Annotated in this window: 13 protein-coding genes; 4 read left to right on the top strand and 9 right to left on the bottom strand. The window is 33.7% G+C overall.

Going from position 1 to position 25,671, the window contains the following annotated elements; all coding sequences use genetic code 11:
- From ES045_RS02870 to ES045_RS02850, 5 genes are all read right to left on the bottom strand, one after another.
- Window positions 1-9,887: Ig-like domain-containing protein (locus ES045_RS02870; RefSeq protein WP_147112048.1), on the bottom strand; the 9,887-nt coding region annotated here is incomplete at its 3' end.
- Between the two features lie 16 nt (window positions 9,888-9,903).
- Entirely contained in the window at window positions 9,904-13,077 is a 3,174-nt protein-coding gene (locus tag ES045_RS02865) for a DUF11 domain-containing protein (RefSeq protein WP_147112045.1), read from the bottom strand.
- A 483-nt stretch (window positions 13,078-13,560) separates the two neighbouring features.
- Entirely contained in the window at window positions 13,561-16,950 is a 3,390-nt protein-coding gene (locus ES045_RS02860) for a DUF11 domain-containing protein (RefSeq protein ID WP_147112042.1), read from the bottom strand.
- Between the two features lie 150 nt (window positions 16,951-17,100).
- Window positions 17,101-19,494, bottom strand: coding sequence for a DUF11 domain-containing protein (locus tag ES045_RS02855; protein ID WP_189663007.1), 2,394 nt, complete (start codon window positions 19,492-19,494; stop codon window positions 17,101-17,103).
- A gap of 145 nt (window positions 19,495-19,639) precedes the next feature.
- Window positions 19,640-20,392: a TerB family tellurite resistance protein gene (locus ES045_RS02850; protein WP_147112039.1), complete on the bottom strand. Its 753-nt coding sequence runs from the start codon at window positions 20,390-20,392 to the stop codon at window positions 19,640-19,642.
- A gap of 373 nt (window positions 20,393-20,765) precedes the next feature.
- Here ES045_RS02850 and ES045_RS02845 point away from each other — a divergent pair, with 373 nt between their 5' ends.
- The 3 genes from ES045_RS02845 (at window position 20,766) to ES045_RS02835 (ending at window position 22,152) form a co-directional block, all read left to right on the top strand.
- Window positions 20,766-21,176, top strand: a complete 411-nt coding sequence (locus ES045_RS02845; protein WP_147112036.1) for a BrxA/BrxB family bacilliredoxin — start codon at window positions 20,766-20,768, stop codon at window positions 21,174-21,176.
- An 80-nt stretch (window positions 21,177-21,256) separates the two neighbouring features.
- On the top strand, window positions 21,257-21,490 hold the full coding sequence (locus ES045_RS02840) for a hypothetical protein (RefSeq protein WP_147112033.1): 234 nt from the start codon (window positions 21,257-21,259) through the stop codon (window positions 21,488-21,490).
- 2 nt (window positions 21,491-21,492) lie between these two features.
- On the top strand, window positions 21,493-22,152 hold the full coding sequence (locus ES045_RS02835; protein WP_147112031.1) for an HD domain-containing protein: 660 nt from the start codon (window positions 21,493-21,495) through the stop codon (window positions 22,150-22,152).
- A gap of 152 nt (window positions 22,153-22,304) precedes the next feature.
- Here the strand turns inward: ES045_RS02835 and ES045_RS16300 are convergent, their stop codons facing one another.
- The gene (locus ES045_RS16300; protein ID WP_189663006.1) at window positions 22,305-22,466 is read right to left on the bottom strand and encodes a hypothetical protein; all 162 of its coding nucleotides are present in this window, start codon (window positions 22,464-22,466) and stop codon (window positions 22,305-22,307) included.
- Between the two features lie 37 nt (window positions 22,467-22,503).
- On the bottom strand, window positions 22,504-23,373 hold the full coding sequence (locus ES045_RS02830; protein ID WP_147112028.1) for an AraC family transcriptional regulator: 870 nt from the start codon (window positions 23,371-23,373) through the stop codon (window positions 22,504-22,506).
- Between the two features lie 205 nt (window positions 23,374-23,578).
- Between ES045_RS02830 and ES045_RS02825 the strand changes: the two genes are divergently transcribed.
- Window positions 23,579-24,166 (top strand): DUF3244 domain-containing protein, encoded by a 588-nt coding sequence (locus ES045_RS02825; RefSeq protein ID WP_147112026.1) that lies wholly within the window; start codon window positions 23,579-23,581, stop codon window positions 24,164-24,166.
- A gap of 227 nt (window positions 24,167-24,393) precedes the next feature.
- Here the strand turns inward: ES045_RS02825 and ES045_RS02820 are convergent, their stop codons facing one another.
- Window positions 24,394-24,840, bottom strand: a complete 447-nt coding sequence (locus tag ES045_RS02820; protein WP_147112023.1) for a KTSC domain-containing protein — start codon at window positions 24,838-24,840, stop codon at window positions 24,394-24,396.
- 455 nt (window positions 24,841-25,295) lie between these two features.
- A complete protein-coding gene (locus tag ES045_RS02815) occupies window positions 25,296-25,661 on the bottom strand; it encodes an arsenate reductase family protein (protein ID WP_147112020.1) in 366 nt (121 codons plus the stop codon).
- Window positions 25,662-25,671: the final 10 nt, after the last annotated feature.

The raw sequence follows: 25,671 nt of genomic DNA, 5'->3' as shown, positions 1-25,671 counted from the left end.
GTTATAATTTGATTCGCTGTTGCTGTCTCGCCATTTCCATCACTTATTACATAAGCAAATGTTGAACTTCCATTGTAATTCGCGGTCGGTGCAAAACTAATTGCCCCACCTGAAGTTACTGTTACAACGCCGTTAGAAACGGTAATTGTCTGTAATGTTCCTGGTGTTAATGCGGTTCCGTTGATACTTGTGATTGTTAAAGTATCTCCATCAATATCGCTATCTCCTGTTAAAGGAGTTAAAGTTACTGACGTATCTTCATTTGTTGTATAATTGTCATTTACCGCTACTGGTGCATCATTAATAGGATTTACGGTAATGTCTAAGGTAGAATTTGCCGTATTTGTTCCGTCACTAACCGTATACGTTACTTGTGGTAAGGTTCCGTTGAAATTTAATATTGGTGCAAATGTGTAACTACCGTCTGTATTTATTGTTAAAGTTCCTTTTCCTGCAATTAATGTTGATCCTGCGGTCGTTGGGCTTACTGTTATTGGAGATCCTCCATCTACTACAAATTTTGTAATATTTAAAGTAGTTCCTGCATCAATATCTGTATCATTTACATCTATCAATCCATTTTCTTTGACAACCGTTAAGGTTTCATCTTCATTTGTGCTTCCAGTATCTGGATTCGCTTGCGGCGCATCATTTACTGCAGTGATCGTTATAATTTGATTTGCTGTTGCTGTTTCGCCATTTCCGTCACTTATTACATAAGCAAATGTTGAACTTCCATTGTAATTCGCGGTCGGTGCAAAACTAATTGCCCCACCTGAAGTTACTGTTACAACGCCGTTAGAAACGGTAATTGTCTGTAATGTTCCTGGTGTTAATACGGTTCCGTTGATACTTGTGATTGTTAAAGTATCTCCATCAATATCGCTATCTCCTGTTAAAGGAGTTAAGGTTACTGACGTATCTTCATTTGTTGTATAACTATCGTTTACCGCTACTGGTGCATCATTAATAGGATTTACGGTAATGTCTAAGGTAGAATTCGCAGTATTTGTGCCATCACTTACGGTATACATTACCTGTGGTACGGTTCCGTTGAAATTTAATATTGGTGCAAATGTGTAACTACCGTCTGTATTTATTGTTAAAGTTCCTTTTCCTACAATTAATGTAGATCCCGCAGCACTTGGTGTTACATTCACATCAACGCCATCTACTACAAATTTTGTTACTGTTAAAACATCTCCTGCGTCAATATCTGTATCATTATCATCAATTAATCCATTAGCTTTTACAACCGTTAAAGTTACATCTTCATCTGTACTTCCGGTATCTGGATTCGCTTGCGGAGCATCATTTACTGCATCAATAGTAATGGTCTCATTTGCCGTTGCTGTCTCTCCATTTCCATCACTTATCACATAAACGAAAGTTGAACTTCCATTGTAATTTGCCGCTGGTGCAAAACTAATTGCGCCCGCTGTAGTTACTGTAACAACTCCGTTAGGAACGGTAATTAATTGATTACCTCCGGAAATATTTATCGTTTCTCCGTTGATACTTGTGATCGTTAAAGTGTCTCCATCAACATCACTATCTCCTGTTAAGGGTGTTAAGGTAACTGACGTATCTTCATCTGTTGTATAACTATCATTTACCGCAACTGGGGCATCATTAATAGGATTTACGCTAATATCTAATGTAGTGTTTGCTGTATTGGTACCATCACTAACCGTATAGGTCACTTGTGGTACCGTTCCGTTGAAGTTTAATACAGGTACAAATGTATAACTACCATTTGAATTGATGGTTATTGTTCCTATCCCTGCAATTAATGTAGAACCAGCTGTAGTTGGTGTTACAGTTATTGAGGCCCCTCCATCTACTACAAATTTTGTAATACTTAATGAATTTGCATCAACATCAGAATCGTTTTTTAATAAACCATTTACTGCTGTTACATTCAGTGTTGTTTCTTCATCCGTATTTCCAGAATCTGCTACTGCAACGGGTGCATCATTTACTGGAGTTACCGTAATGTTTAGAATAGCTTGATTAGAGATTAGACCATCATTATCCTTTACTGTATATTTTATATTTGCAGAACCATTAAAATTTTCTAAAGGTGTAAAAACGACTGTTCCTGCACCATTTACAGTATAAGTACCAACATTATCTATCACTAAAGGTGTTGCTGAATTACCTGTGTTACCTGCATCATTTGGATCAATTAAAATAATAGAAGTTGTATCTATTGTACCATCTACATCAGTATCATTTGCACCAATAGTTGTTAACGTTAATGTTGCTCCTTCTAAAATTGTTCCAGCATCAGTATTAGCAACCGGTGCATCATTTACAGAGGTTACCGTAATTTCAATTGTTGCTTCATTAGAAACATTATTACTACTATCTTTTATAGTATATTTTATATCTGCAGTACCGTTATAATTAAGTACTGGTGTAAACTTAACATTTCCTAAAGGATCAACTTCATAACTACCAATATTAGCAATTACTAAAGGGGTATCTGTTTTTCCTGTATTTGCTGCATCATTTGGATCTATTAATGTAATTGTTGATGCATCTGGAGTTGTATCTTCTACATCTGTATCGTTTCCGCCAACTGTAGACACGGTTATAACAGTATCTTCTAAAATTGTATTTCCTAAATCGTTAGCCGCAACTGGTGGATTATTATTTACCGTTAATTTTGCGGGTGGTGTTGAAGGAATAAAACAAGCATAATCTGTTTTCGAAACAATTACTTGATATTGGTAATTATTTTCTGTGGTTGATAAATTTGATATTGTTAATTTGTTTGTGGTTGCTCCTGCATATTTACCTCCGTTAGTTACATCTGTAAAAGTAGTACCTCCATCGATACTTTCTTGCCATTGAAAAACGGTTCCTGTTGAACTTACTTCAAAAGACGCGCTTCCTGCAATAAAACCTGATTGATCTTGAGGTTGTTGACTAATTACAACCGGAGTTCCTGCCGTTGTAACATTTGTATTTGTACCAGAGTAAGCTGTACTCGTTGGCGTTACTTTACCGTTTGTTTCATAACCACTACCAACAACTTCACCTGCTTTGGTTGTACTTTCTTTGTGGCCTGCTTCAGTAACATCCGGACAACCATCATTATCTGAATCGGTATCTTGATGATTTGGAATACCATCTAAATCTGTATCAAAATTGTCATTAACACCATCTGAATTCGTATCTACAAAACCAGCATAATCTGCATCTTTATAATCTGGGGTACCATCATTATCTGAATCTGCGTCTGGATTTACTCCATTTGGCGATTCCACAGTATCTAAAATACCGTCATTATCATCATCTAAATCTAAAGCATCTGCAACTCCATCATTATCAGCATCTAAAATATCTCTATAATCTACATCACCTCCTGTATTAACATCTCCATCTTCATCAGGAAAATCTGTTTTTGGATCATTGTAAATTCCGTTTGTATCATTATAATCATCTACATTTTCAGAATTATTATCTAAACCATTAATACCAATAGTATTATCAGTTTTTCCATCACCGTCTGTATCTGCGGTTCCATTTCCAACTTCTACAATGTCCTTTAGTGTATCATTGTCCGAGTCTAAATCTAAATAATCTGGAATTCCATCTCCATCTGTATCTACCGGAATTACTGCTGTTCCTACTCCGTCTGAAGAATCATAAGCATCATTTAGTCCATCATCATCTGCATCTGTTGCCGCATGAGTAATATACCCTGTAGTACTCTGACCTTCAACATTATCTGGAATTGTATCATTATCTGAATCTAAGTCTAAATAATTAGGAATTCCATCTAAATCTGTATCCGGAAGCGTTAATTTTTTATTCGGATTTAGAGCTGTATCTAAATTACCATCTCTATCATCATAAGGATCAATTTCATCTGCTAAACCATCTGAATCTACATCATTTATACTCCCTAATCCATATCTTCCATCTCCATCAGGATCTGTTCCTCCTGCTTCAATTGTATCTGTAATTCCATCATTATCAGAATCTAAATCAATAAAATTAGGATTGTCTGCTCCTGCAGTATTAGGAATTGTTAAATTCGAAGTTTCACTAGTTCCTGAAGTTTCTGTATCTGGTGATACTGCTAAAGGAATACCTTTTGCATTTACTTCTGATCTCTCTAAAACTCCCGTACCTGGTTGTCCATTTCCATCAGGATCATCTGTTCCACCTGCTTCTATATAATCTGTAATTCCATCATTATCTGTATCTAAATCAAAATAATTAGGAACTCCATCTCCATCTTTATCTGAAGGATTTGTTCTTGGATTACCATCTCCATCTTCATTAAAATCTTCATCGATATCTAAAATACCATCATTATCATCATCTAAATCTACAATATCATTAATACCATCTCCATCATAATCTTGTGCTGATGCTTCTCTCCAATCTCTATCTCCACCTGGTGCAGCAGGATCATCATCTGGATGTGTTTGTGAAGTTTGGCCACCATTTGTTGCATTATTTACTGTTCCATTTCCAGAAACTTCATCAAAATCATCATGCAATCCATCTCCGTCTACATCTACAAATTTCAGGATATCTACGATTCCATCATTGTCTGAGTCTAATGAATTTGTAGCCGTAATTGTTTTATAAAAACCTTCATCAATATCATCAATACCATCATTTTCTGAATCTGTATCTGCATAATCTGGTGCAGATCCCCCATCTGTATTCGTATATCCAATACCAACACCACCATTATCAACATCATAAGCATCATCAATACCATCTCCATCTGTATCAGTTCCCTTCGGAGCTTTGTATGCTGAAGTTGATTGTCCTTCAATATTATCTATAATTCCGTCATTATCAACATCAATATCTAAATAGTTTTTTACACCATCTCCATCTCTATCTTGGTTGAAACCAAAACCACCTAAAATATTTCCTGCGGCGTCTGGGTCATTTGTATCTGCCAAACCATCTGCATCTGCATCTGCAGGAGTTCCTGTACCAACAATACCATTATTATCTCCATCTGAAACTTGAAAATTTCCTTCAAACGTATCTGGTAAACCATCTCCATCTGAATCTAAATCTAAATAGTTAGGAATTGCATCTGTATCTGAATTTAAAAATGTTGGAAAAGTTCCTTCTCCATCAATAGTATCATGCCAACCATTATTATCTGAATCTACAAAACCATCTACAATACCATCATTATTCGTGTCATTATATATAGCATTGTTAGAAAATGCTTCTTCGGTATCTGAAATACCATCATTATCTGAATCTCTATCTAAAAAGTTATAAAGATTTACATTGATATCTGATGAAGCATCTGTATTAACTAACGTATAATTTGGTGTTCCGTTATCTGCAACCGTTTCTAAATTATCTGCAAAACCGTTGGTACCAAAACCTGTGTTATCTGCAATTCCATCATTATTTGCATCTGTTAAACCTGCTTCTAATACATCTGGAATAGCGTCATTATCTGCATCTAAATCTAAATGATTTGGAATTCCGTCACCATCGAAATCAAAACCTGCCGCAATTCCGTTTCCATCTAAAGTACCAGAATCTGCATCTAAATAATTTGGTGTTCCGTCTAAATCTGCATCTGCAGTTGGGTCTGTTCCTTGTCCTTCTACAGTATCTAAAATTCCGTCATTATCGGAGTCTAAATCTGCAACATCTGCAACACCATCATTATCTGAATCTACATTTAATGTTAAAGTTAATGTAGCGGAAGCTGAACCTCCTGTATTGTCTGTAATATTATATGTAGTTACTGGTATTGCGCCAAAATAATCTGTATTTGGTGTAAATACGTAACTACCATCTGCATTAATTTGTAAAGTACCAACACCTGTTATTGTGATGGTTTCACCTGCATTTTTTGTTTGTCCATCTGCAGTAAAGTTCGTAACATTTAATGTTGTGCCTGCATCTACATCTGTATCATTATTTAATACTCCGTTTGCAGCAGTTACTGTTAAGGTTGTATTTTCTGTTGTAGAGTTTGCATCGGCAACAGCAATCGGATTGTCATTTACTGGTGTTATTGCAATATCTAATAATGCTTCATTAGAAGCAAAACCACTATTGTCTTTTATTGTATAGTTAATATCTGCATCTCCATTAAAGTTTGCTTCTGGAGTAAAAATTACATTTCCTGCTGCATCAACTGTATACGTTCCTTTTCCAACAATTACTAAAGGCGTTCCTGTTTTACCTGTATTTGCTACATTTGCTGGATCGATTAAAATAATAGTAGACGGAACAACATTTCCATCTTCATCTGTATCATTATTTCCAATAGTTGCAATACTTACAGCATTGTCTTCTAGAGCTGTTCCCGAATCGGTTACTGCAACTGGTACATCATTTACTGCTGTAATAGTAATGTCTGTTGCTCCAGAAACAGGATCTGCGATTCCGTCTGAAACTGTATACGTAAAATCTCCTGCATCATCGGTTCCATTATAAGCAGTTGGTGCATCGTAAATTAATCCTATTAATTCTGCTGAAGTTAAGGTTGAACCGTTTGTTACAATTGCTCCGCCTGCTTTTTTTACCACACCTAAAATTGGTAAACCTGTAACCGTAATTGTTAATGGGTTTCCATCTGCATCTGTTGGTGCAGTTAATTCTAAAGAAGAACCTGTACTTTCTTCTAAAACTGTAATTGCACTGCTATCTGCAACTGGTGCTTCATTTGTAAATACAGTTAAGATTCCTGCATTTGAAGTGGTTGTACAAACATAATCTGCTTTAGAAATTACTACTCTATATTGGTAATTGTTTTGTGCTGATGTTACTCCTGTAATTGTTAATGTATTTGTAGTAGTACCTCCATATATAGTACCGTCTAATATTGTATTGTATGTTGCACCACTATCTGTACTTAATTCCCATTGAAAAACAGTACCATCTGTAGTTACTGGGAATGTGGTATTTTTACCTACTTCTATATCTCTATTTGGTGGTGGCGCATTAACTATCGCTGCAACTCCTGCAGAAGTTACATTTGTATTTGTACCTGTATAACCTGTTGTAAAACCGGTAACTTTACCGTCTGCTCCATAACCAGATCCTTGAACTTCACCTGTTTTTGTTGAACTTTCTATATGACCTGCTTCTGTAACATCTAAACAACCATCATTATCTGAATCTGTATCTAAATGATTTGCGATTCCGTCTGAATCAGTATCAAAAGTAGCTACGATACCACTACCATTTAAAGTACCAGTATCTGCATCTTTAAAATCTGGAATGCCATCATTATCTGAATCTGCATCTGGATTTACGTTTCCTGGTGTTTCTGCAGTATCTAGAATACCATCATTATCATCATCTAAATCTGTAACATCTGCAATACCATCATTATCTGAATCTGCATTTATTGTTAATGTTAATGTTGATGAAGCTGAACCTCCTACATTGTCTGTAATGTTATAAGTTGTTACTGGAATTGCTCCTGTATAATTTGTTTCTGGTGTAAATACATAACTACCATCTGCATTTATTAATAAAGTTCCTACTCCTGCAATTGTTGCAGTTTCTCCTGCATTTTTTGAAATTCCATCAACGGTAAAATTGGTAACGTTTAAAGTAGTTCCTGCGTCTACATCTGTATCATTATTTAAAACTCCATTTACAGCATTTACTGTTAAAGTTGTATTTTCTGTAGTTTCGTTAGCATCTGCAACTGCTATAGGATTATCATTTACTGGCGTAATTGAAATATCTAATAAAGCCTGGTTTGAAGTTGCTCCACTATCATCATTAATTGTATAGTTAATGTCTGCATCTCCATTAAAGTTTGCTTCTGGTGTAAAAATTACATTTCCTGCTGCATCTACCGTATACGTTCCTTTACCTACAATTACTAGAGGTGTTCCTGTTATACCTGTGTTTGCTGCATTTGCAGGATCTATTAAAATAATAGTAGATGGAACAACATTTCCATCTTCATCTGTATCATTATTACCAATAGTTGCAATACTTACAGCATTGTCTTCTAGTGCAGTACCAGAGTCAGCTACTGCAACGGGTACATCATTTACGGCTGTTATTGTTATATCTGAAGTTCCTGTAGTTGGTGCTGCTGTTCCGTCTGAAACGGTATATGTAAATTCTCCGGCATCATCTGTTCCATTATATGCTGTTGGTGAATCGTAAATTAAGTTGGTTAATTCAATAGAAGTTAAAACGGTTCCGTTTGTAACTACTGCACCGTTCGCTTTTTTTACAACACCTAAAATTGGCAAGCCTGTTACTGTAATTGTAAGCGGATTTCCATCTGCATCTGTTGGTGCTGCTAATCCTAAAGCTGTTCCTGTACTTTCTTCTAAAACAGTAATTGCATTACTGTCTGCAACAGGTGCTTGATTTGAAAAGACAGTAAGTGTACCTGCATTTGAAGTAGTTGTACAAGCATAATCTGCTTTAGAAATTAAAACTCTATACTTATAGTTATTTTGTGCTGTTGTTACTCCCGTAATTGTTAAGGTACTTGTTGTTGTTCCGCTATAAACAGCATCGTTTGATATTGAAGTGTATGATGAACCGCCATTTGTACTTAATTCCCATTGAAATACAGTACCATCTGTAGTAACAGGAAATGTTGTATTCTGACCAACTAATATGTTTCTATTGGGTGGTTGAGACGTAACTGATGCTGGTGTACCTGCAGAAGTCACATTCGAATTTGTACCTGTGTAAGCAGTTGTAAAACCTGTAACTTTACCATTGGCAGCATCATAACCTGTTCCTTTCACTTCCCCTGCTTTTGTGGTGCTTTCTAAATGACCTGCTTCTGTAACATCAGGACAAGAATCTCCGTCTGAATCTGTATCAAATTGATCTATAATTCCGTCCTGATCAACATCATATCTATCATCTATACCATCTGAATTAGCATCTACAAAACCAGAAAGTGCGGTGTCTTTATAATCTAAAACGCCATTATTGTTCGTATCTACTATTGGGTCTCCACTAATTGCATTTTCTGCTGTATCTAAAATCCCATCATTATCATCGTCTAAATCACAACCATCTGCGACACCGTCATTGTCATTATCTAAAGCATCATCAAATCCGTTACATTCATCAACAGAATCTAACACACCATCCCCATCAGAATCACCATCTACCACCACAATTATTTCTGCAGTATCACAGTTATTTGTATCAGAATTGTCACATATTTTATACGTTAAAATATAACTACCTGTTGCAGAATTCATTGAAACAGCAACGTCTCCATTAGCAGCTATGGTTGCTCCTGTTAAACCTCCATTAGAAACAAGTGTTGGTGTTACGTTTGTTGCTGTAGCTGTTGCCCCATCAACAGTATCATTAATAAAAGCATTACCAGCTGTTCCGCCTGCGATACCATTAATAACTGTTGTTGAAAAATCATCGTCTGTAGCAATAATATCTGAAATACCATAAACAGAAGCATAAGAAATATCATCTTCATGAACATTTTCTGTATGTGTTTCTGATTGAGCTGTTGTAATTTCTGTACTTGTAACACTAAATACATTATCTACTTTTGTCGCGTCAATATCTGCTTGTGTAAGAGTATGAAAACCGGTGTACACCCAGCACTCATCTGTATCTAAAATATTATTTGTATTTGAGTCTCCAGAACTTAATGTAACTGCAGTACCTATATCACTAGAAATTACTACACTATTAAGTGGAATACCTCCTGAGTTATAAACAGCAATACTATAGTTTATTAAATCTCCTACGTCATCACTACCTGCTGGTGTAGTTGCATTAGGAACAATAGTTACAGCCTGTGCAAAACTGGCACTGGTAGCAATAAAAAAGAAACCGAAGAGCATAATAAGCTGCCTCGTTTTTCTATTAAATTTATTCTGTAAGCTGAAAATTGTGTACATTTTTTTCATCTTTTATATTTCTTTGTTAGTTGTTACTGTTAGGTGTTGAATCTTTATCTGTTTCTGTTGCAGTAAAGATTTCTGTATTATTGGTAATAATGACACCAACAGCATTTACTGTTGCTTCAATTTTTAATTCTATTGTTTGATTTACTGCAATTGTTAAACTACTTAAATCCCATATTCCTGTTCCTGGTGTATATGTTGTATTAGTAGGTGTTATTGCAGAGCTAAAAGTTAACCCTGTTGGAAGCAAATCTTTTACTTGAACATTTGATGCAGGTTGAGAACCTTCATTTTTTAATATTAAAGTAAATACAACGTTTGTTCCTTTTTTTAATACAGGTTTGCTTACCGTTTTAGTAATTGTTAAATCGATAGCACAAGCGGTATTTTGATTCGCATCTGTAACTGCTGTGGTTTGATTTTGTGTATATCCTGATGCTCCTTCACCACTAACAATTGGACTTCCGTTTGCATCTACATTTGTTCCTAAATTCTTAGAACTTCCACCAGAGCTTCCACCAGAAAGTATTGTTAACTTATCTAAAGTTAATGTACCCGAAGCTTCAATTGCATCTGGACAACCATCATTGTCTGAATCTGTATCAAATTGATTCGGAATACCATCTCCATCATCATCTGGGCAAGTTGTTTGTGATAAAATAACATTATCAATTAAAACACCTGTTTGCCCTGAACCTAAACTAGTAGATTGGATAATAATTTTAACCGTACCTGTTGCAGTAGGCAATAAACTTGCGGTATAATTAACCCAAACTACTGTAGATATTCTTGCCCCAACCACACCAGGACTAGCTGTAGTAGCTGTAGTACTAGGTTTTAAAGTGGTTAACAAAACCGGTCCTGAACCGTAATCTACCGAAACCGTAGCTTCGAACAATTCTGCCACAGAACTATAATCTAAAGAAAAGTCTACTGCGACACCTTCTGTAAATCCTGAAAATGTTTTTTGAATACCTGTTGCTCCAGGCGTACCATACAAATCGATACTTTGTAAGCCTTTGGACGCGTTATAAATATCATAAGCAATATCAAAAGAATTTGTATTATCTGTTCGATTCCATCCTTCAATACTTGTTTGAGATAAAAACATATCTGCTTCACCATCTGCATCACTATCTGGTCTGGTTACATCTCCTACAGGACTTGGTCCCAATGCATCTAAATCTGGCACTTCAAAGGAATCGTTATAAACAACAGGTCCCGGACATTCATCAGTATCTAAAATACCATCATTATCATCATCTACATCTACAGCATCAATTACACCATCATTATCATTGTCTTCACACGTACTAACAGTTGCGTCTAAATAATAAGCATTTGGAGAAGAATATGCGGCACCAACTACTTTTCCTTCTAAATCTACCGTTGGGGTGCCAGAACCGTAAGTTCCATTATTATCTGCATCTGCATTATCTACAGCACCGTAATATGCTTCATCTGCATCGCTACATCCGTCACCATCACTATCTGTGTCTAAATAATCTGGTACGCCATCTGAATCTGTATCTTCACATTTTTCTTTAATAACATTTACTAAACTAAACGAAAGCCTATCTCCTGATGTATCTGGAATATTTGTTGCAGTATATCTTACTCTTTTTAAAAGATCGCCAGATTTTGAAGTTAACTTAAGAGCTACATTCAGAGTCTTATCCGTAGGGTTAGAACCAGTATCTGTAACTGTGTACTGAAAAACACCACTTCCTAAATCTGTTACTGAAGACAATGTACCTGTTGTATTAGGTAGCATAATGAAATTAATATCTGATGGTGAAGTATATTGTGCTGTTTCCGACCATACTTCTATTGTAAATGTTGTACTTGTTGTATCAAAATCTGTTATTACAAGCGAATTTGAAATTACACTTGAATTAGGTGCTGTTGTAGACGACACCTTATCTGCATCAATATCAACGATACCTAAAGTACCTGATGTTGTACCACCCGTAACTTGTCCGTTTTTAAAAAAATTTACACCTATCGAATTTGCATCTACAGCTGTTTCTCTAACATCTGTATAGGTATATGTACCATTTTGTGTTGCTGGTGACGAAGAAAAAACTAAATTATTTACAACCCCAGTTCTTGGAATAAACCCTGCACCAGTTGACGCTAATGCACCCCCTAAACTCTCATTAATAGGTGTTTTAACACTACATTCTACACTATCTAACACACCATCATTGTCTGAATCTAAATCTAAAATATCTGCAACCCCGTCATTGTCCGTATCTATAAAGTAAGTTATTATTACAGAGCCATCCGTTCCGTTTTGTTGAGTTCCTCCTGTAGCTGCACCATCTTCACCCGCTGTTATGGTATGACTAACATACTTGGTAAATAGAGTATTTACATAAGAGCCACCACCACCTGCAGAACCTCCTGCACCAGCAGCTCCACCACCAGAGTAACCTCCACCACCTGCAGAATACTGATAACTAGCACCACCTCCACCAGTAAGTCCTCTACCACCATTTCCTGCTACACCACCATTACTAGATGTGTATTCAAACCCTACACCACCTGCTGCAAGCGCATAATTTGGGTCCGATTTTGCTCCTCCCGAACCAGATAATGAAGCTCCGTTAGTATTAATACCAGCTCCAGCACCACCTGTGCCATCACCAGCTGTTGATATAGCTGTACCACCGTTACCGTTTACACCTCCTATACCTGGATCTGTACCAGTGGCATCATCTCCATTTGCGGTACTATTAGCACCTAAACCTACGGCATTAGCACTGTTATCTCCACCTCCAGCTCCACCAGCAACCATTACTAGTACATCGTTTATATAAACCCCTGTACTTCCACCTCCACCTCCTTCGGCAAAATCTCCCGTTCCCCCTTGACCTCCTTCAGCTACTAAGTACTGAATTACATCCCCTGAGACAAGATTAAACCTTGCTACTGTTTTAGCAGCTTTTCCTCCTTTAGTATTTGTGCCTTCTGCTCCTTCACCACCAACAATAGCAATTTCTATTAAGCCATCTACTGCAACAGTATAATTATTAGATACAACAGCTGTTTCATTAACTAAAACTGTCTGTGCATTTATAAAAAAACTAGAAAACATTAGAACAATATAGCATGCTACTTTACGTTCTTTAGCAAAGAAAGAAAGCTGTTCTACCGATTTATAAGTTAATAATAAGTAATTTTTTATCATAGTATAAAATAATAATATTGTTGCAATAATAGAATAGGTATGTTATAGCCTCGTTTCATTTAGATTTATTGAGAATAAATACATAAAACGAACAAACCTACTAAAAAGAAAGAGAGTGGTAAAAGAAGTCTTTTTATAATCATACGCGTTTTTTTTAGAGGAACTAAAAAGTATTATCAAGTCAAATCTAAATAATTATTTTAATTTATTAACACAATTTAACATTATTTTTAAATTTTAACACTAAAGTAATCATAACGTTATTGTACAAGAGCATAATTCGATGAATTGCCTTATTTTTATGTTGAATGTAACTTAATGCTTTAACTTATATTATTTGTTATAAAATCTACATCTATTTCACTTATCTTAATACTTCTGTCGGAGTTCACTTAAATTTATTACCAATAACTTAGAAATAGGTGTTTATTTTCTAAAAAAAGCAATAAGTAATCTTTGAAATAACAAACGTTTTAAAAAAAATTAATTTGAACTATTTGGAATAGAATCCTTATCGGTTTCTACTGTTATAAAAATCTCTGTCTTATTGGTAATGATTGCTCTAATAGTATTTACTATGGCTGCGATTTTTAATTCTATTATTTGATTTTCTGCAATTGTTAGACTACTTAAATCCCAAATACCAGTACCCGGTGTATATGTTGTATTTGTAGGTGTAATAGAGCCCACAGAACTATATGTTAAACCTGCTGGCAATATATCTTTTACTTTAACTCCGGTTGCATTTAAGCTTCCATCATTTTTTAATTGTATCGTAAAAATAACGATTTGCCCTTTTTTTAAAACTGCTTTATCTACCGTTTTTGTAGTGCTTAAGTCAATTAAACAAGCATCTTTATTATTAAGATCTTTTACTGCTGCTGTTGTAGCTTGCTCAAAACCTACATTATTTACTATTGGATTTCCGTCTGCATCTGAAGTTGTTCCTAAATTATTTGAGCTACCACCATTGCTTCCTCCTGCAAGTACTGTTAACTGATTGAATTGAATATTCCCCGCTCCTTCTAACGCATCTGAACAACCGTCGTTGTCTGAATCTGTGTCTAAATAATTTGGATTCCCGTCATTATCGTCATCACAACCACTTACTATTGATGCCACACCTTCAATTGCATCTGGACCATTACCATCAGGGTTTTGAATAACAAATGAATTACTTCCAATATTTTTAAAAATAATTGAATTAAAAGAAGACCCATCAGACATTTTCATTGATTCTAAAGAGGTAGAATTCGTTGTTCTCGTTCCTAATAACTTTACATTCCCATCATTCTCTACAACAATCCTAACTCTCGGAAGACCATTGTTGTTAGCAATCCACGGAGTATTAATATAGGCATTGTCTGATGAAAAATTAGCTGGAAGCGCATTGACAGAACTAGACTCAAAACCAATAATACTATTATGTATTCCTCTATCGTTAATACTTACACCTACAGCATCGTCTATAAAGGTTAAATCTATTTGAATGCGTATTGCGCCATTGACCGTAAAGTTTTTTATTGAACCTCCATTTCCTCCAGAAAAGTTTTCTAATTGAGTACAAAATCCTTCAACGGTATCTAATATACCATCATTATCATCATCTACATCTGTAGCATCTGGTACACCATCATTATCATAATCATTGTCTGTATTGTCTCTATAATCTACATCTCCTCCTGCAATTCCTAAATCATTATCTTCATCGGGCAAAGCACTTGGAGTGATATTACCGTCTACATCTTCTGGCCCTGAAGTTGCATCTGTAGCATCATCTAATCCATCATTATCTGTATCCTTATCCGCTAAAGTTATTCCTGCTTCTGTTGTATCTAGTATTCCATCTCCGTCTGAATCTGTATCTAGATAATCTGCATTTACATCACCATCGGTATTTACCGGCGCAATACCACCTGCAAAGTTTACAGGTACACCGTCTCCATTTACTGCCGTGTTTGCTGCAACAAAACCTGTGGTAGATTGTGCTTCTACATTGTCTGGAATTCCATCTCCGTCTGAATCTAAATCCCAATGGTTCATAATACCATCTAAATCTAAATCGAATCGATCATCTACCCCATCGGAATTTGTATCTATAAACCCTGGAAATTGAGGATCTATATAATCTGGAATTGTATCTCCATCATGATCTCCGTCTGGGTCAAAAGAACCTAACTCTACAGTGTCTAAAATACCGTCATTATCATCATCTAAATCTACATTGTCTGAATACGTATCATTATCTACATCGCAATTAGGAACGGATACTGATGCGTTTGGTGATGTTACTTCTTCACCATAAAACCAAGTATTTAAGACTCTTTCATTACCATAATCATCTAATGTAGAACCAGTAGAGCTTCCTTTAGAACCTGATGGAGCAGGATTATTCTCTAAATTATCTCCTGGAGGATTGTCTCCATTCCATTTATGGGTTGGCCCTAACTGACCGTCTTCTGCGTTCGATTTATTTAAGCCTCCAATAGTATTATTGTTCGGTGTAGTAACAATACCAGAATCATCCCAAAACATTCTCCTATTAGACAGCACAGGTGATAAAGCGTTGATAACTAATCCGTTAGGGTTTAATTCGGCATCTATCATTGGCACACTTGTTCTACCCCTTAAACTAGTTAAAGTAGCAGAAGTAGTTGTGTTTCCTAAAACTGGGTTCCCTTCACCATCTATTCCGTCCCAAGGAATTACAATATTTCCTTTTGGTTGATTAAATGCTTGCACAATAATATCTCTGGTATTTTCTTGAAAACCAATAACTCCGTTTAAATCTAAAGTTATATCTACATCTCCTGCTTCTACTGTTTTTACGGTAATTAGATAATTACCAGGGCAACCAAATATTCTACCTATAGAAACCGGAGGAACTGGAACCCCAATTGGAAACGCTGCAGCATCTGGTTCTGTAATAAAAACAGGATAACCATTTAGCAAGTTTGGAATAGAATTGCCTGTCGAACCACCATAGGAAATAGACTTTCTTGTTGCAGTCCATACATTGGCAGGATCATTATCATCATTTACAATTCCGAATTTATTCATTGATAACAAATAACCAAATGGTCTAAACCCTTCTTGAAACTCTACTGTTACAATTATCTTATCATCTGTATACCCAAAAAATTTTCCTTTAAAATCAAAACCAATAGCTGGTACAAAAGTTGCCGGATTGTAAGTAATGAAACCCCATTTTTGTGAAAAAACACGTCCTTCTGTTCTATTATTAGAAGTATCTGAAACTGTAAAATCAAAATATGGAATTACAACATCTGGCCCATCAACAGTTCTTGTAGCCCCACTATCGTTACTTTTATATATTTCTATATAATAATCTCCATTCGATGAAGGGTTAAAAGACAAAGGATTATATCCTGTTGGTACCGCATTATTAATATTAGGACCTGCAACGGCCTGATTGTAATTACTTATATAACCTGGGCTACCATCTGTTGTGTTAAATTTAAAGGGGCCAGCAACCGAATTTCCTGCAGCATTTTTTATTAAGTAATATAAATTTGTACTCAATACTAAAGGACTTCCATTTCGTTGCCTTGGGTTTAAACCAAAATATAAGTTTTCTGTTGTATGGTCTAAAATTCTAAACTGTAGCCTTTGCGAAGGTGATGAATTTAAATGAGGGCCATATTGCCCATTATCTGTAATATACATAGCTACTCCATTATTCGCGTCTGGCATAACTTGCTTAGTACCATCAGCAAACAAATTAGTAAACACTGCTAAAGCAAAAATTACTGACAGCAGTTTTCTTTTACTAATTTTATTCTGATAATTGAAAATTGTATGTATTTCTATCTTCATTAAGGTTTCGTAATTATTAGGTAATAGTAAAAACATATAAATGTAATTAAATCGTGTTATATGTATTATTATTTTTTCGTTAAAACGATTAAATTTTAAGTTAAACGGGTTAATAAGGCTTTTAAAAAAGATTAAGAACAAAAAATAATTCAACAGAAAAGATAAAAAAAAAGCATAAACATCTATTTAATTACCATTATTTGGTACAGAATCTACATCTTTTTGTTCTGTTCTAAATATTTCAGTCGTATTTAATTTGAAATCATTACCAGTTACCGAGGCAGCTATTTTTAAAATTATTGTTTCTCCGTTTGTTAGAGTTACCGCACTCACATCCCAAATACCTGTACCAGATATGTATGTGGTATTCGCAGGTATTGTTGAGTTTGCAGCATTATAAGTTAAACCAGAAGGCAGTAGGTCTTTAACTTGAACGCCTGTGGCAGCTTGGGGACCGTTATTTTTTAAACTTAATGTAAAAATTACTTCATCTCCAATTTTTACAACAGGTTTGTTAATTATTTTTATCAAGGTTAAATCTGCTTTTTTAGCTATAATTGTAAATGATTCTGTTAAATCATCTGCTGTTGTATTGCTATCAACTTCAGTTTGAGTGTTTGAAACCGTATTTGTGAACGTACCTTCTGTTGGTTTCTTAGGAACTTTAGATTCAAATTTTAAGGTATGTAAATCTCCCGGGTTCATAGTACCAATTGTCCAGTTTGGGCTATTCCAAGTACCAAAACTAGGCGCAACATTTAGCAAGTCTAATTGGGAAGGAAATGCATCTGTTATTACCAAGTCTGTAACAGGATTTACACCAAAACTCTCTACTTTTACTGTAAAATTAACAATGTCACCATCTGTAACATCTCCTGTAATATCGGATGTTTTTTTAACTACAATATCTGGGTCGCAGTTATATACTGCTATAATTGACGATGTGTAAGTACAAGTAGCATCTGTAACCTCTAAATAATAACTACCAATTTCTGTTGGTTGATATGTTCTAGAAGTTGCGCCAGCTATTAAATCCCCGTCAAGATACCATTGATAAGCATCAAATGACCCCGTAGTTTCTTCTAAAACCCCTGATGGAAAACAACCACCACCAGAAGTAGTAATACCTACAAACGGAACCGTATCAAACCCAGAAAAATAACCTGCTAAACCTGCATTTGTTCCTAAACTCATAAAAAGACCTACTGCTATTGGCCCTGTAGATTTTACATCTATTTCTCCTGTTAAACCTTTAACGTAATAGGCCTTCCAATCTGAAGTTCCTGATGGAAACACTGGAGAAGGAGTTGTAATTCGAACCCCATCTTGCCTAATTTCAATATCATTATTTGGCGTTAAAGCAGAGGCTATAATTGTAATCGCAGATATATTTGAATTTACTCCTGCAATAAGATCTATATCAGAAATTTCATCCATTATTTCTGGTAACAAACAATTTACAGGTGCTATAAAATTCATACCAATCGTCTGAATTTTATTACCTCCCGCTCCCTGTAAACATTGATATGCGTACGCTTCTTTTGAGGTTTCTACGTACATACTTGCACCTGCATTATTAGAAGAATAATAACTACCAGGTACTTCTAAATAATCTCCATCATTAATTACACCAAGCGAAACACCACCTGCAAAAACCTCTGTGTTATTTTGCGTAGCCACAATAATTGGAAACTCTGCTTCATTGGTTCCTAAACCTCTAATAAAAACATATTCTCTACCTAAAGACTCTATTGATACTGGTTGATCTATACCCACATCTCTAAACTGACTTCCTGCTCTAACACCAACATTTAAACCCCCATTACTTATAACTATAGGTTTTGTTGCTTGTATTTTTGTTCCCAACCAGCCATCTATATTATTAGTTGATGCATTCTTATTAGCTTCTAGTACAAAAGTTTCACCTTTCTCTAAATTTATAGTTTGCACACTCGCGGTAATTGCAGTTGTATTTCCGCCAACTCTAAATACAGCACCTTTATTATTAATAACAGTAACTACGGTTCCGTTTTCCGTAGCCATCATACCCAAACTAGTTGTTAGGTTAGAATTTGTTGCTCTGTTGGGTATTCCTCCCCATCTAAAATCTGTTCCTTTTGCTTTCGAACCTTTTGAAGTTAAAGACCCTGCTTGTGCATTAGATCTACCTCTGTAATTTACATAAAATTTTTGTCCGCCTGCGGCAACAATTCTTAATCCAGAATTTGTTAAAACTTTACCTGTATTCGCATTGGTAACTAATGTAATATTATTATCTCCATCTGCTAAACCATTTGAATTATCTAAAACTTTACCTGCTCCTTTTGCTAACCCATTAATAGTTAAAAAAGCCGTATTGCTATTTCCTCTGTATATTTTTATTGAAAAAGGGGTGGTTTCTGGTGTAGAAAAATAAACTGCCTGCTGCTTTATGCCCGCGTTGTTAGCAACTTGTTTTAAAGGGGGTAAATAATGTTCGCTATCTAATTGTGCGTAGCTATTAGTTACACAGAATATTATTATGGATAATATGAAAAAAGATTTTAACAATCTTAAGTTATTTCTTTTTGTTTTTTTCAAGATACTATGTCATTAGGGACGTCATTATAAATAATACAATTTTAGAATTATAAACAACAAACGAACAAACTTACATTTTTAAAATTAAAAATTAGTTAATTACATGTATCTAGAGTAATTAAAATTTCTCTAATCTCTTAAAATTTTACATTCCTCGCTCTTTTTTAATTCTGTCATAAGATTCTTGAATGCTTTGAAACTTTTCTTTTGCTCCTTTTAAATGTTCTTCCCCTAAATCTTGTAATTTATCTGGATGGTACTTTTTAACCATCTTTCTGTATGCTTTCTTAACATCATCATTAGAAGCCTCTTTTGTGATTTCTAAAATCTTATAAGCGTTGTCTGCCTCGTCATAAAACATGGCTTTTATAGAAGTGTAATCGCTATTATTTATATACAAATAGCCTGCAATTTTTCTTATTTCTTCCACTTCACTTTCTGTAACAAATCCGTCTGCTTTTGCAATACCAAATAAGAAATGCAATAGTTGTAAACGAGAAGCATGTGGCATGTGACTTCTTATCTGCATACAAACCTGTCTTGCAGAAATTTCTTTTTTAACAACATCTTTAAAAAGTTTAAATGCATTATTAGCACGCTCTTTACCATACATACCTGTAAATTGTGCGCGGACAAAATCTAACTCTCTTTGGTCTACTTTACCATCTGACTTTATAACAATAGAGGCCAAAACTAACAAACTCATTTCGAAATCGCCAGATTGTGTGTTCCCCTTATCTGAACCAACTCTTTCTTTATATGCTCTTTGCTCTGTCGTTAAATCTTCTACAGAAAAACCGTCTACAAAACTACCAATTGCAAAACCTAATGCAGCACCAATTGGCCCACCAAAGGTAAATCCTAATCCTGCTCCTAACCATTTTGTGAAACTTGCCATATACTTTTTGTTTTTAAAGAGCGGCAAAGTTACAAAAGTAATAGACTTAAATTGTCCTTTTTTTTAGATGTTCTAGTTTTGCATGAGGAACTATAACATTTTTTTGAGTTCTTTTTGGAGTAACGAAAAAAAACAAGTGTCTTTCGACAAGCTCAAAAGAAACTCCAAGCCAGACGATTTAAAAAAAAGGTAGTACAACGAAACATTTTTTTTAAAATAGACATGACCAAAAATTAAAAACTGACAGATATTTGGGTTTTAAAAGGTTTAATTGGCATCAATTTTATTGATGTTTCCATTGAAACTACCACTTTTAAGTATGTTAATTTTGACAAACAAATACCTATCTTTGTATTTTAAAATTATAATAATTATGTATCCAGAAGAATTAGTAAAACCAATGCGCGAAGAATTAACAAACGCAGGTTTTGAAGCATTATATACAAGTGAAGACGTTGATAACGCAATATCTAAAAAAGGAACAACTTTAGTAATGGTAAACTCGGTTTGTGGTTGTGCAGCTGGTACTGCTAGACCAGGAGCAATTGCTTCTTTAGGTGCAGAAAAAACGCCTACAAACTTAACTACTGTTTTTGCTGGTGTAGAAAAAGAATCTACACAGAAAGCACGTGAGTATATGATTCCTTTCCCTCCATCTTCACCAGCAATTGCATTGTTTAAAGATGGTAGCTTAGTACACATGTTAGAAAGACATCATATAGAAGGTAGATCTGCACAAATGATTGCTCAGAATTTAGCGCAAGCTTATGAGGAGTTTTGTTAAAATCCTTTTAAAATAAAAGACTTTTAAAAAAAATCCACTCTACCATGAGTGGATTTTTTATTTTTACAAAAAATAATTTTATGGCATTATCTACCTATTCAAAAGAAGAGTTATCAAAAAAACTAAAATCTCAAAAGACAATGTTTGCCGTAAAAGGTATTATAATTGTTTTAATGATTGTATTTGCAATCTTTTCTACCATTGAAAACGGATTCTCTTTTCATACTTTTTTACCATTATTTTTTATTCCGATGAGTATCTATATGTATACGGAAAAGAAGAAAATAGAAAAAGAATTGGCTTCAAGAAAATAAGTATGAATCAAGAAAAAATTATTACCGCTGCCATTGTTTTTGTAAAAGAAGCACTAAAAGATGCTGAAGGTGGCCACGATTGGTTTCATATAGAACGTGTTTTTAAAAATTCTATTTTAATTTCTAAGGAAGAAAAAGTAGATGTTTTTGTGGTTTCTTTAGCGGCACTTTTACATGACATTGCAGATCCTAAGTTTCATAATGGAGACGAAACTGTAGGCCCGAAAGTAGCTACTAAATTCCTAAAAAAACAAGAAGTTAGTAAAGAAATTATAGCTCATGTTGTAAACATTATCAACCATATTTCTTTTAAAAATTCTTTTGAAAAAGGAACTAAAAAATTCACTTCTAAAGAGTTAGAAGTTGTGCAAGATGCAGATAGATTAGATGCCATTGGTGCTATTGGTATTGCACGTTGTTTTAATTATGGTGGTTTTAAGAACAGGGCTTTGTATGATCCAGAAATTATTCCGAATTTAGAAATGACCAAAACCGAGTATAAAAAATCTAACGCACCAACAATTAATCATTTTTATGAAAAGTTATTGTTACTGAAAGATAAAATGAATACTGTTTCTGGTAAAAAAATTGCTACTCAAAGACACGAATTTATGGAAAGCTATCTAAAACAATTCTATGATGAATGGAATGGCTTTAAATAGTTTTTATCGATAGTTTTGTAATTATAATAATATAAAACTATTAAAAATGTGGTTTTTTTATATACTTTTAATGAATTTAAAAAACAACAAAACCCAATTATAAAGAGAGAAGCAGTACCCCTCTTAAATAACGTTAAAATCAATTTTAAATTTTAATTTTCGTTTTTAACGTCTAAAGTTGCTGTTTTATAGGCTAAAACAGAAAGTTCTACTACTTTCTCTAGAATGTCATCTACAGACAAGTTGAATTTTAAATTTATACAATACTGGTTTTTCCAAATTTTTAAAATTAGACGAACCGAAGACTTCTTCAATTTAACTATTTACACTTTCGTTCTATAGTTTTTTTATTTATTGAACAAGGCTCAACATTTCACTTCTATATTTTGAAGCAGATTTTCCCGTAAATTCTTTGAACAATTTATTAAAATGAGAAAAATTATTAAAACCACACTCAAAACATATATCTGTAATGTTCATATTACTTTCTGAAAGTAGTTTTGTAGCATGTACCACTCTATATTCATTTACCAATTTTGTAAATGTTTTAGAAGTTGTCTTTTTAAAAAAACGACAAAATGCAGGCACCGTCATACTAACCAAACTAGCAATTTCGTCTAAACTTATATGCTGATTAAAGTTCTCATTTATATGCTTAAAAATAATATCTATCTTACTACTGTCTTGTGGCTGTGTTTCAAAAGCAAAACCATCTGCATTTAGTATGGTATAGTCATCTGTTTGTGCTAATTCTTTTAAGATGTGTAAAAAGGAAATAATTCGGCTAGGTCCTTCTAAGTCTACTAATTCTTCAATTTTAGCACCAATTCTTTTCTTTATTTCAACATTAAAACGAATGCCCTTTTTTGCACGCTCAAAAAGTTGCGCTATAGCAATCATTTCTGGAATCTTAAAAAAATGGGCTCCTAAAAACTCGGGTTTAAATTGTATCAGTGTCTCAGAACCATTGGTTGTTAAGCGGTCCATAAAACCTAAATGCGGCAAATTAGAGCCAATTAACACTAACTGACTGTTATTAAAATAACTAATATGATTTCCAATATGTCTTTTTCCCTTTCCTTTATTTACATACACAATTTCAATTTCTGGATGAAAATGCCAAAAAGCCTTATTCTTCTTTAAAAACTGAACATGTTTTTTAACAAGTAAAGAGCTACCAAAACTTGGTGTAATTTTTTCTAATGTTGGTTTTGTTTTCATTTGAGAATCATTTGAAAAGCAAAACTACAACACTAAAGCATCATAAATGGTATAAAATTAACTTTATTATATGCTATATTAACTTAACGGTAATTTAACATTGCCTATCATGATAATTTAGCACACATATTTACCAATTTAGATGTTTTTAGAGCTTTAAATCTGTTATAAATTTGCAGTGTTCATAACAATGAATTTTAATAATATGAAAACAATAATTAAAAAGTATTTAGTAGCAATTATAATGTTAGTAACATCTATAAACTACGCAAACGAAAAAGCGACTTCTATTAATACAATTGATGGGAAAAAAGTAAGAGTTGAATTTAAAGCGGTTAAAAAAGGACATACTTTATCTATAAAAAATGAAGATGGCACGCTAATCTATAGTAAAGAGCTTAAAAATTCTGGTAACTTTTCTCAAATATTCGATTTATCTAAACTAGAAGAAGGAAATTATACTACAGAGTTAGAAAAAGATTATGAAATTACTGTAAAATATTTTGCAGTGTTAGACAATAAAATTTCTTTTAACAAAGAAGAAACAATCTTTAAACCAGTAATAAGAGCAGAAAACAATTTAGTTCTTATTTCTAAAATTACTTTTAATAAAGAACCTTTAAAAGTTTCTCTTTATTACAAAGATGAATTGATTCTTTCTGAAACAATCACAAGAACAGCTTCTGAAACTATTTTAAATAAAGTTTACAGAGTCTCTAAAGAAAAAAAAGGTGATTATAAAGTAATTGTTAGCAGCAACGACAGATCTTATCTTAAGAATTTTAGTCTCTAAAAAACAGTTAATTGTTCATCAAGTTACTGCTGTAATTTAATGTAAAAGTGAGCCTTAATTGGTTCGCTTTTTTTTATTGTATCATCTTAAAAGTAGGCATGCGTAGTAATTAAAATAATTTAGTTTACATCTCAAAAAAAGTAGTAGAACTAACTATGTATGAGTGAAACAAAAAAAGCGAACCTAATTGGTTCGCTTTTTTGTACTATATATTTAATGGAAGTTTCTTAAACTATTGCAGAAGCTTTCATTGATTTTCTATACGTAAAAGAATTAAAAATATTTCTTTTACCGAAATTGTTCATAGATTTTGCATTTACAAATTTTCCGAAAAGTATTTTACTAACACCAAAGTATTCGTATTTATTTCCGTCTGTAAAAGTAACTTCTAACAACATACTTTTATGGTGCCAATCTGAAACTTGAAACTCTGTAATTGTTGTTTTATAAGCGTCTAAATTAGCCGCTTTAGTTTCTGGTGCAATACTTACCAAAAAGTGATACCCGTCTATAATTTGAGTACTCATAACCTCTGCTTCATCCTTTTTTTCTTGATCTTGAAATTTATCTGGATGCCATTCTTTTACTAAACCTCTGTAAGACGTTTTTAATTCTTTTAAATTAATTGGACCTTCTACTTTAAAAATCTTTTTATATTCTTTAATACGTTTCATTCGTGTGTTTTCAAATTGCGTGCAAAAGTACTGATATTAAATGGATTGTGAACAAAAAATAAGTGTTAAATAAAATTTCAATTCTTTTTCTAAAACTGTATATACAAATTCAATAGCATTTTCGTTTTTAAGATAGTTTATTACTGATTTTTATCATTTTATACTCCCTTCTTAGTTGCAGCATTCTATAAATTTAAAAGTAATTTAGTACACCAACAAATGTTTCTTATTATAAAAAAAAAATGAGTTTCGTCTATTTGTAACCAAATGATATTCTAATTTAATTCAATTAAAAAAGGAAGAGAACCGAACTTTTTTTAATGATTTGGTCTTAAAATCTTACCAAAAATAAGAAAATAAAAGATTGCATAAACCATAAAAAAAGGACACTTTTCTAAAAAGAAATACAAAGAAGTTTGTTTAATAGGTATGTTAAAATTAAGAATAGTAGCAATTTATATTTTAATAATATCTGTAGGTGTCTCCACTAGAATGGTAATATCTCCATGTAAAGCAATAGGTTGTTTCATGATTTCAGGGTGATGTTGTATCATTTTTATCCAATCATTTGTAGATAAGTTATGATGTTCAAGAATAGATGTATAAGAAGGATGTTCTTGGTTTACTAAGTCTTCAACCTTAATTTTTAATCTATCTGCAAGTTCTACAATTTGAGTTCCTGTTATTTTTGTTTTTAATAAATCAATTTCTAAAATAGCCAAACCTTCTGCCTTAGCATACGCTAAAGTTTGTTTAGCTCTTACAGAACTTGAATTATAAAATAATGTAATCTGCCTTTCAGATGTAGCTATTTCTCCCATGATATTTGTT

The sequence above is a fragment of the Polaribacter sp. IC073 genome (assembly GCF_007997075.1).
Lineage (GTDB): Bacteria > Bacteroidota > Bacteroidia > Flavobacteriales > Flavobacteriaceae > Polaribacter.
Note: the sequence above shows the minus strand (reverse complement) of the source record. Positions and strands in the feature narration are given on the sequence as shown.

Bases quoted from the DNA above. Each gene is read 5' to 3' on its own strand.
- ES045_RS02830 (WP_147112028.1), bottom strand. From the start codon at position 23,373: ATGAAAACAAAACCAACATTAGAAAAAATTACACCAAGTTTTGGTAGC.
- ES045_RS02825 (WP_147112026.1), top strand. From the start codon at position 23,579: ATGAAAACAATAATTAAAAAGTATTTAGTAGCAATTATAATGTTAGTA.
- ES045_RS02840 (WP_147112033.1), top strand. From the start codon at position 21,257: ATGGCATTATCTACCTATTCAAAAGAAGAGTTATCAAAAAAACTAAAA.
- ES045_RS02820 (WP_147112023.1), bottom strand. From the start codon at position 24,840: ATGAAACGTATTAAAGAATATAAAAAGATTTTTAAAGTAGAAGGTCCA.
- ES045_RS02845 (WP_147112036.1), top strand. From the start codon at position 20,766: ATGTATCCAGAAGAATTAGTAAAACCAATGCGCGAAGAATTAACAAAC.
- ES045_RS02815 (WP_147112020.1), bottom strand. From the start codon at position 25,661: ATGGGAGAAATAGCTACATCTGAAAGGCAGATTACATTATTTTATAAT.
- ES045_RS02860 (WP_147112042.1), bottom strand. From the start codon at position 16,950: ATGTTTTTACTATTACCTAATAATTACGAAACCTTAATGAAGATAGAA.
- ES045_RS02835 (WP_147112031.1), top strand. From the start codon at position 21,493: ATGAATCAAGAAAAAATTATTACCGCTGCCATTGTTTTTGTAAAAGAA.
- ES045_RS02865 (WP_147112045.1), bottom strand. From the start codon at position 13,077: ATGATAAAAAATTACTTATTATTAACTTATAAATCGGTAGAACAGCTT.
- ES045_RS02850 (WP_147112039.1), bottom strand. From the start codon at position 20,392: ATGGCAAGTTTCACAAAATGGTTAGGAGCAGGATTAGGATTTACCTTT.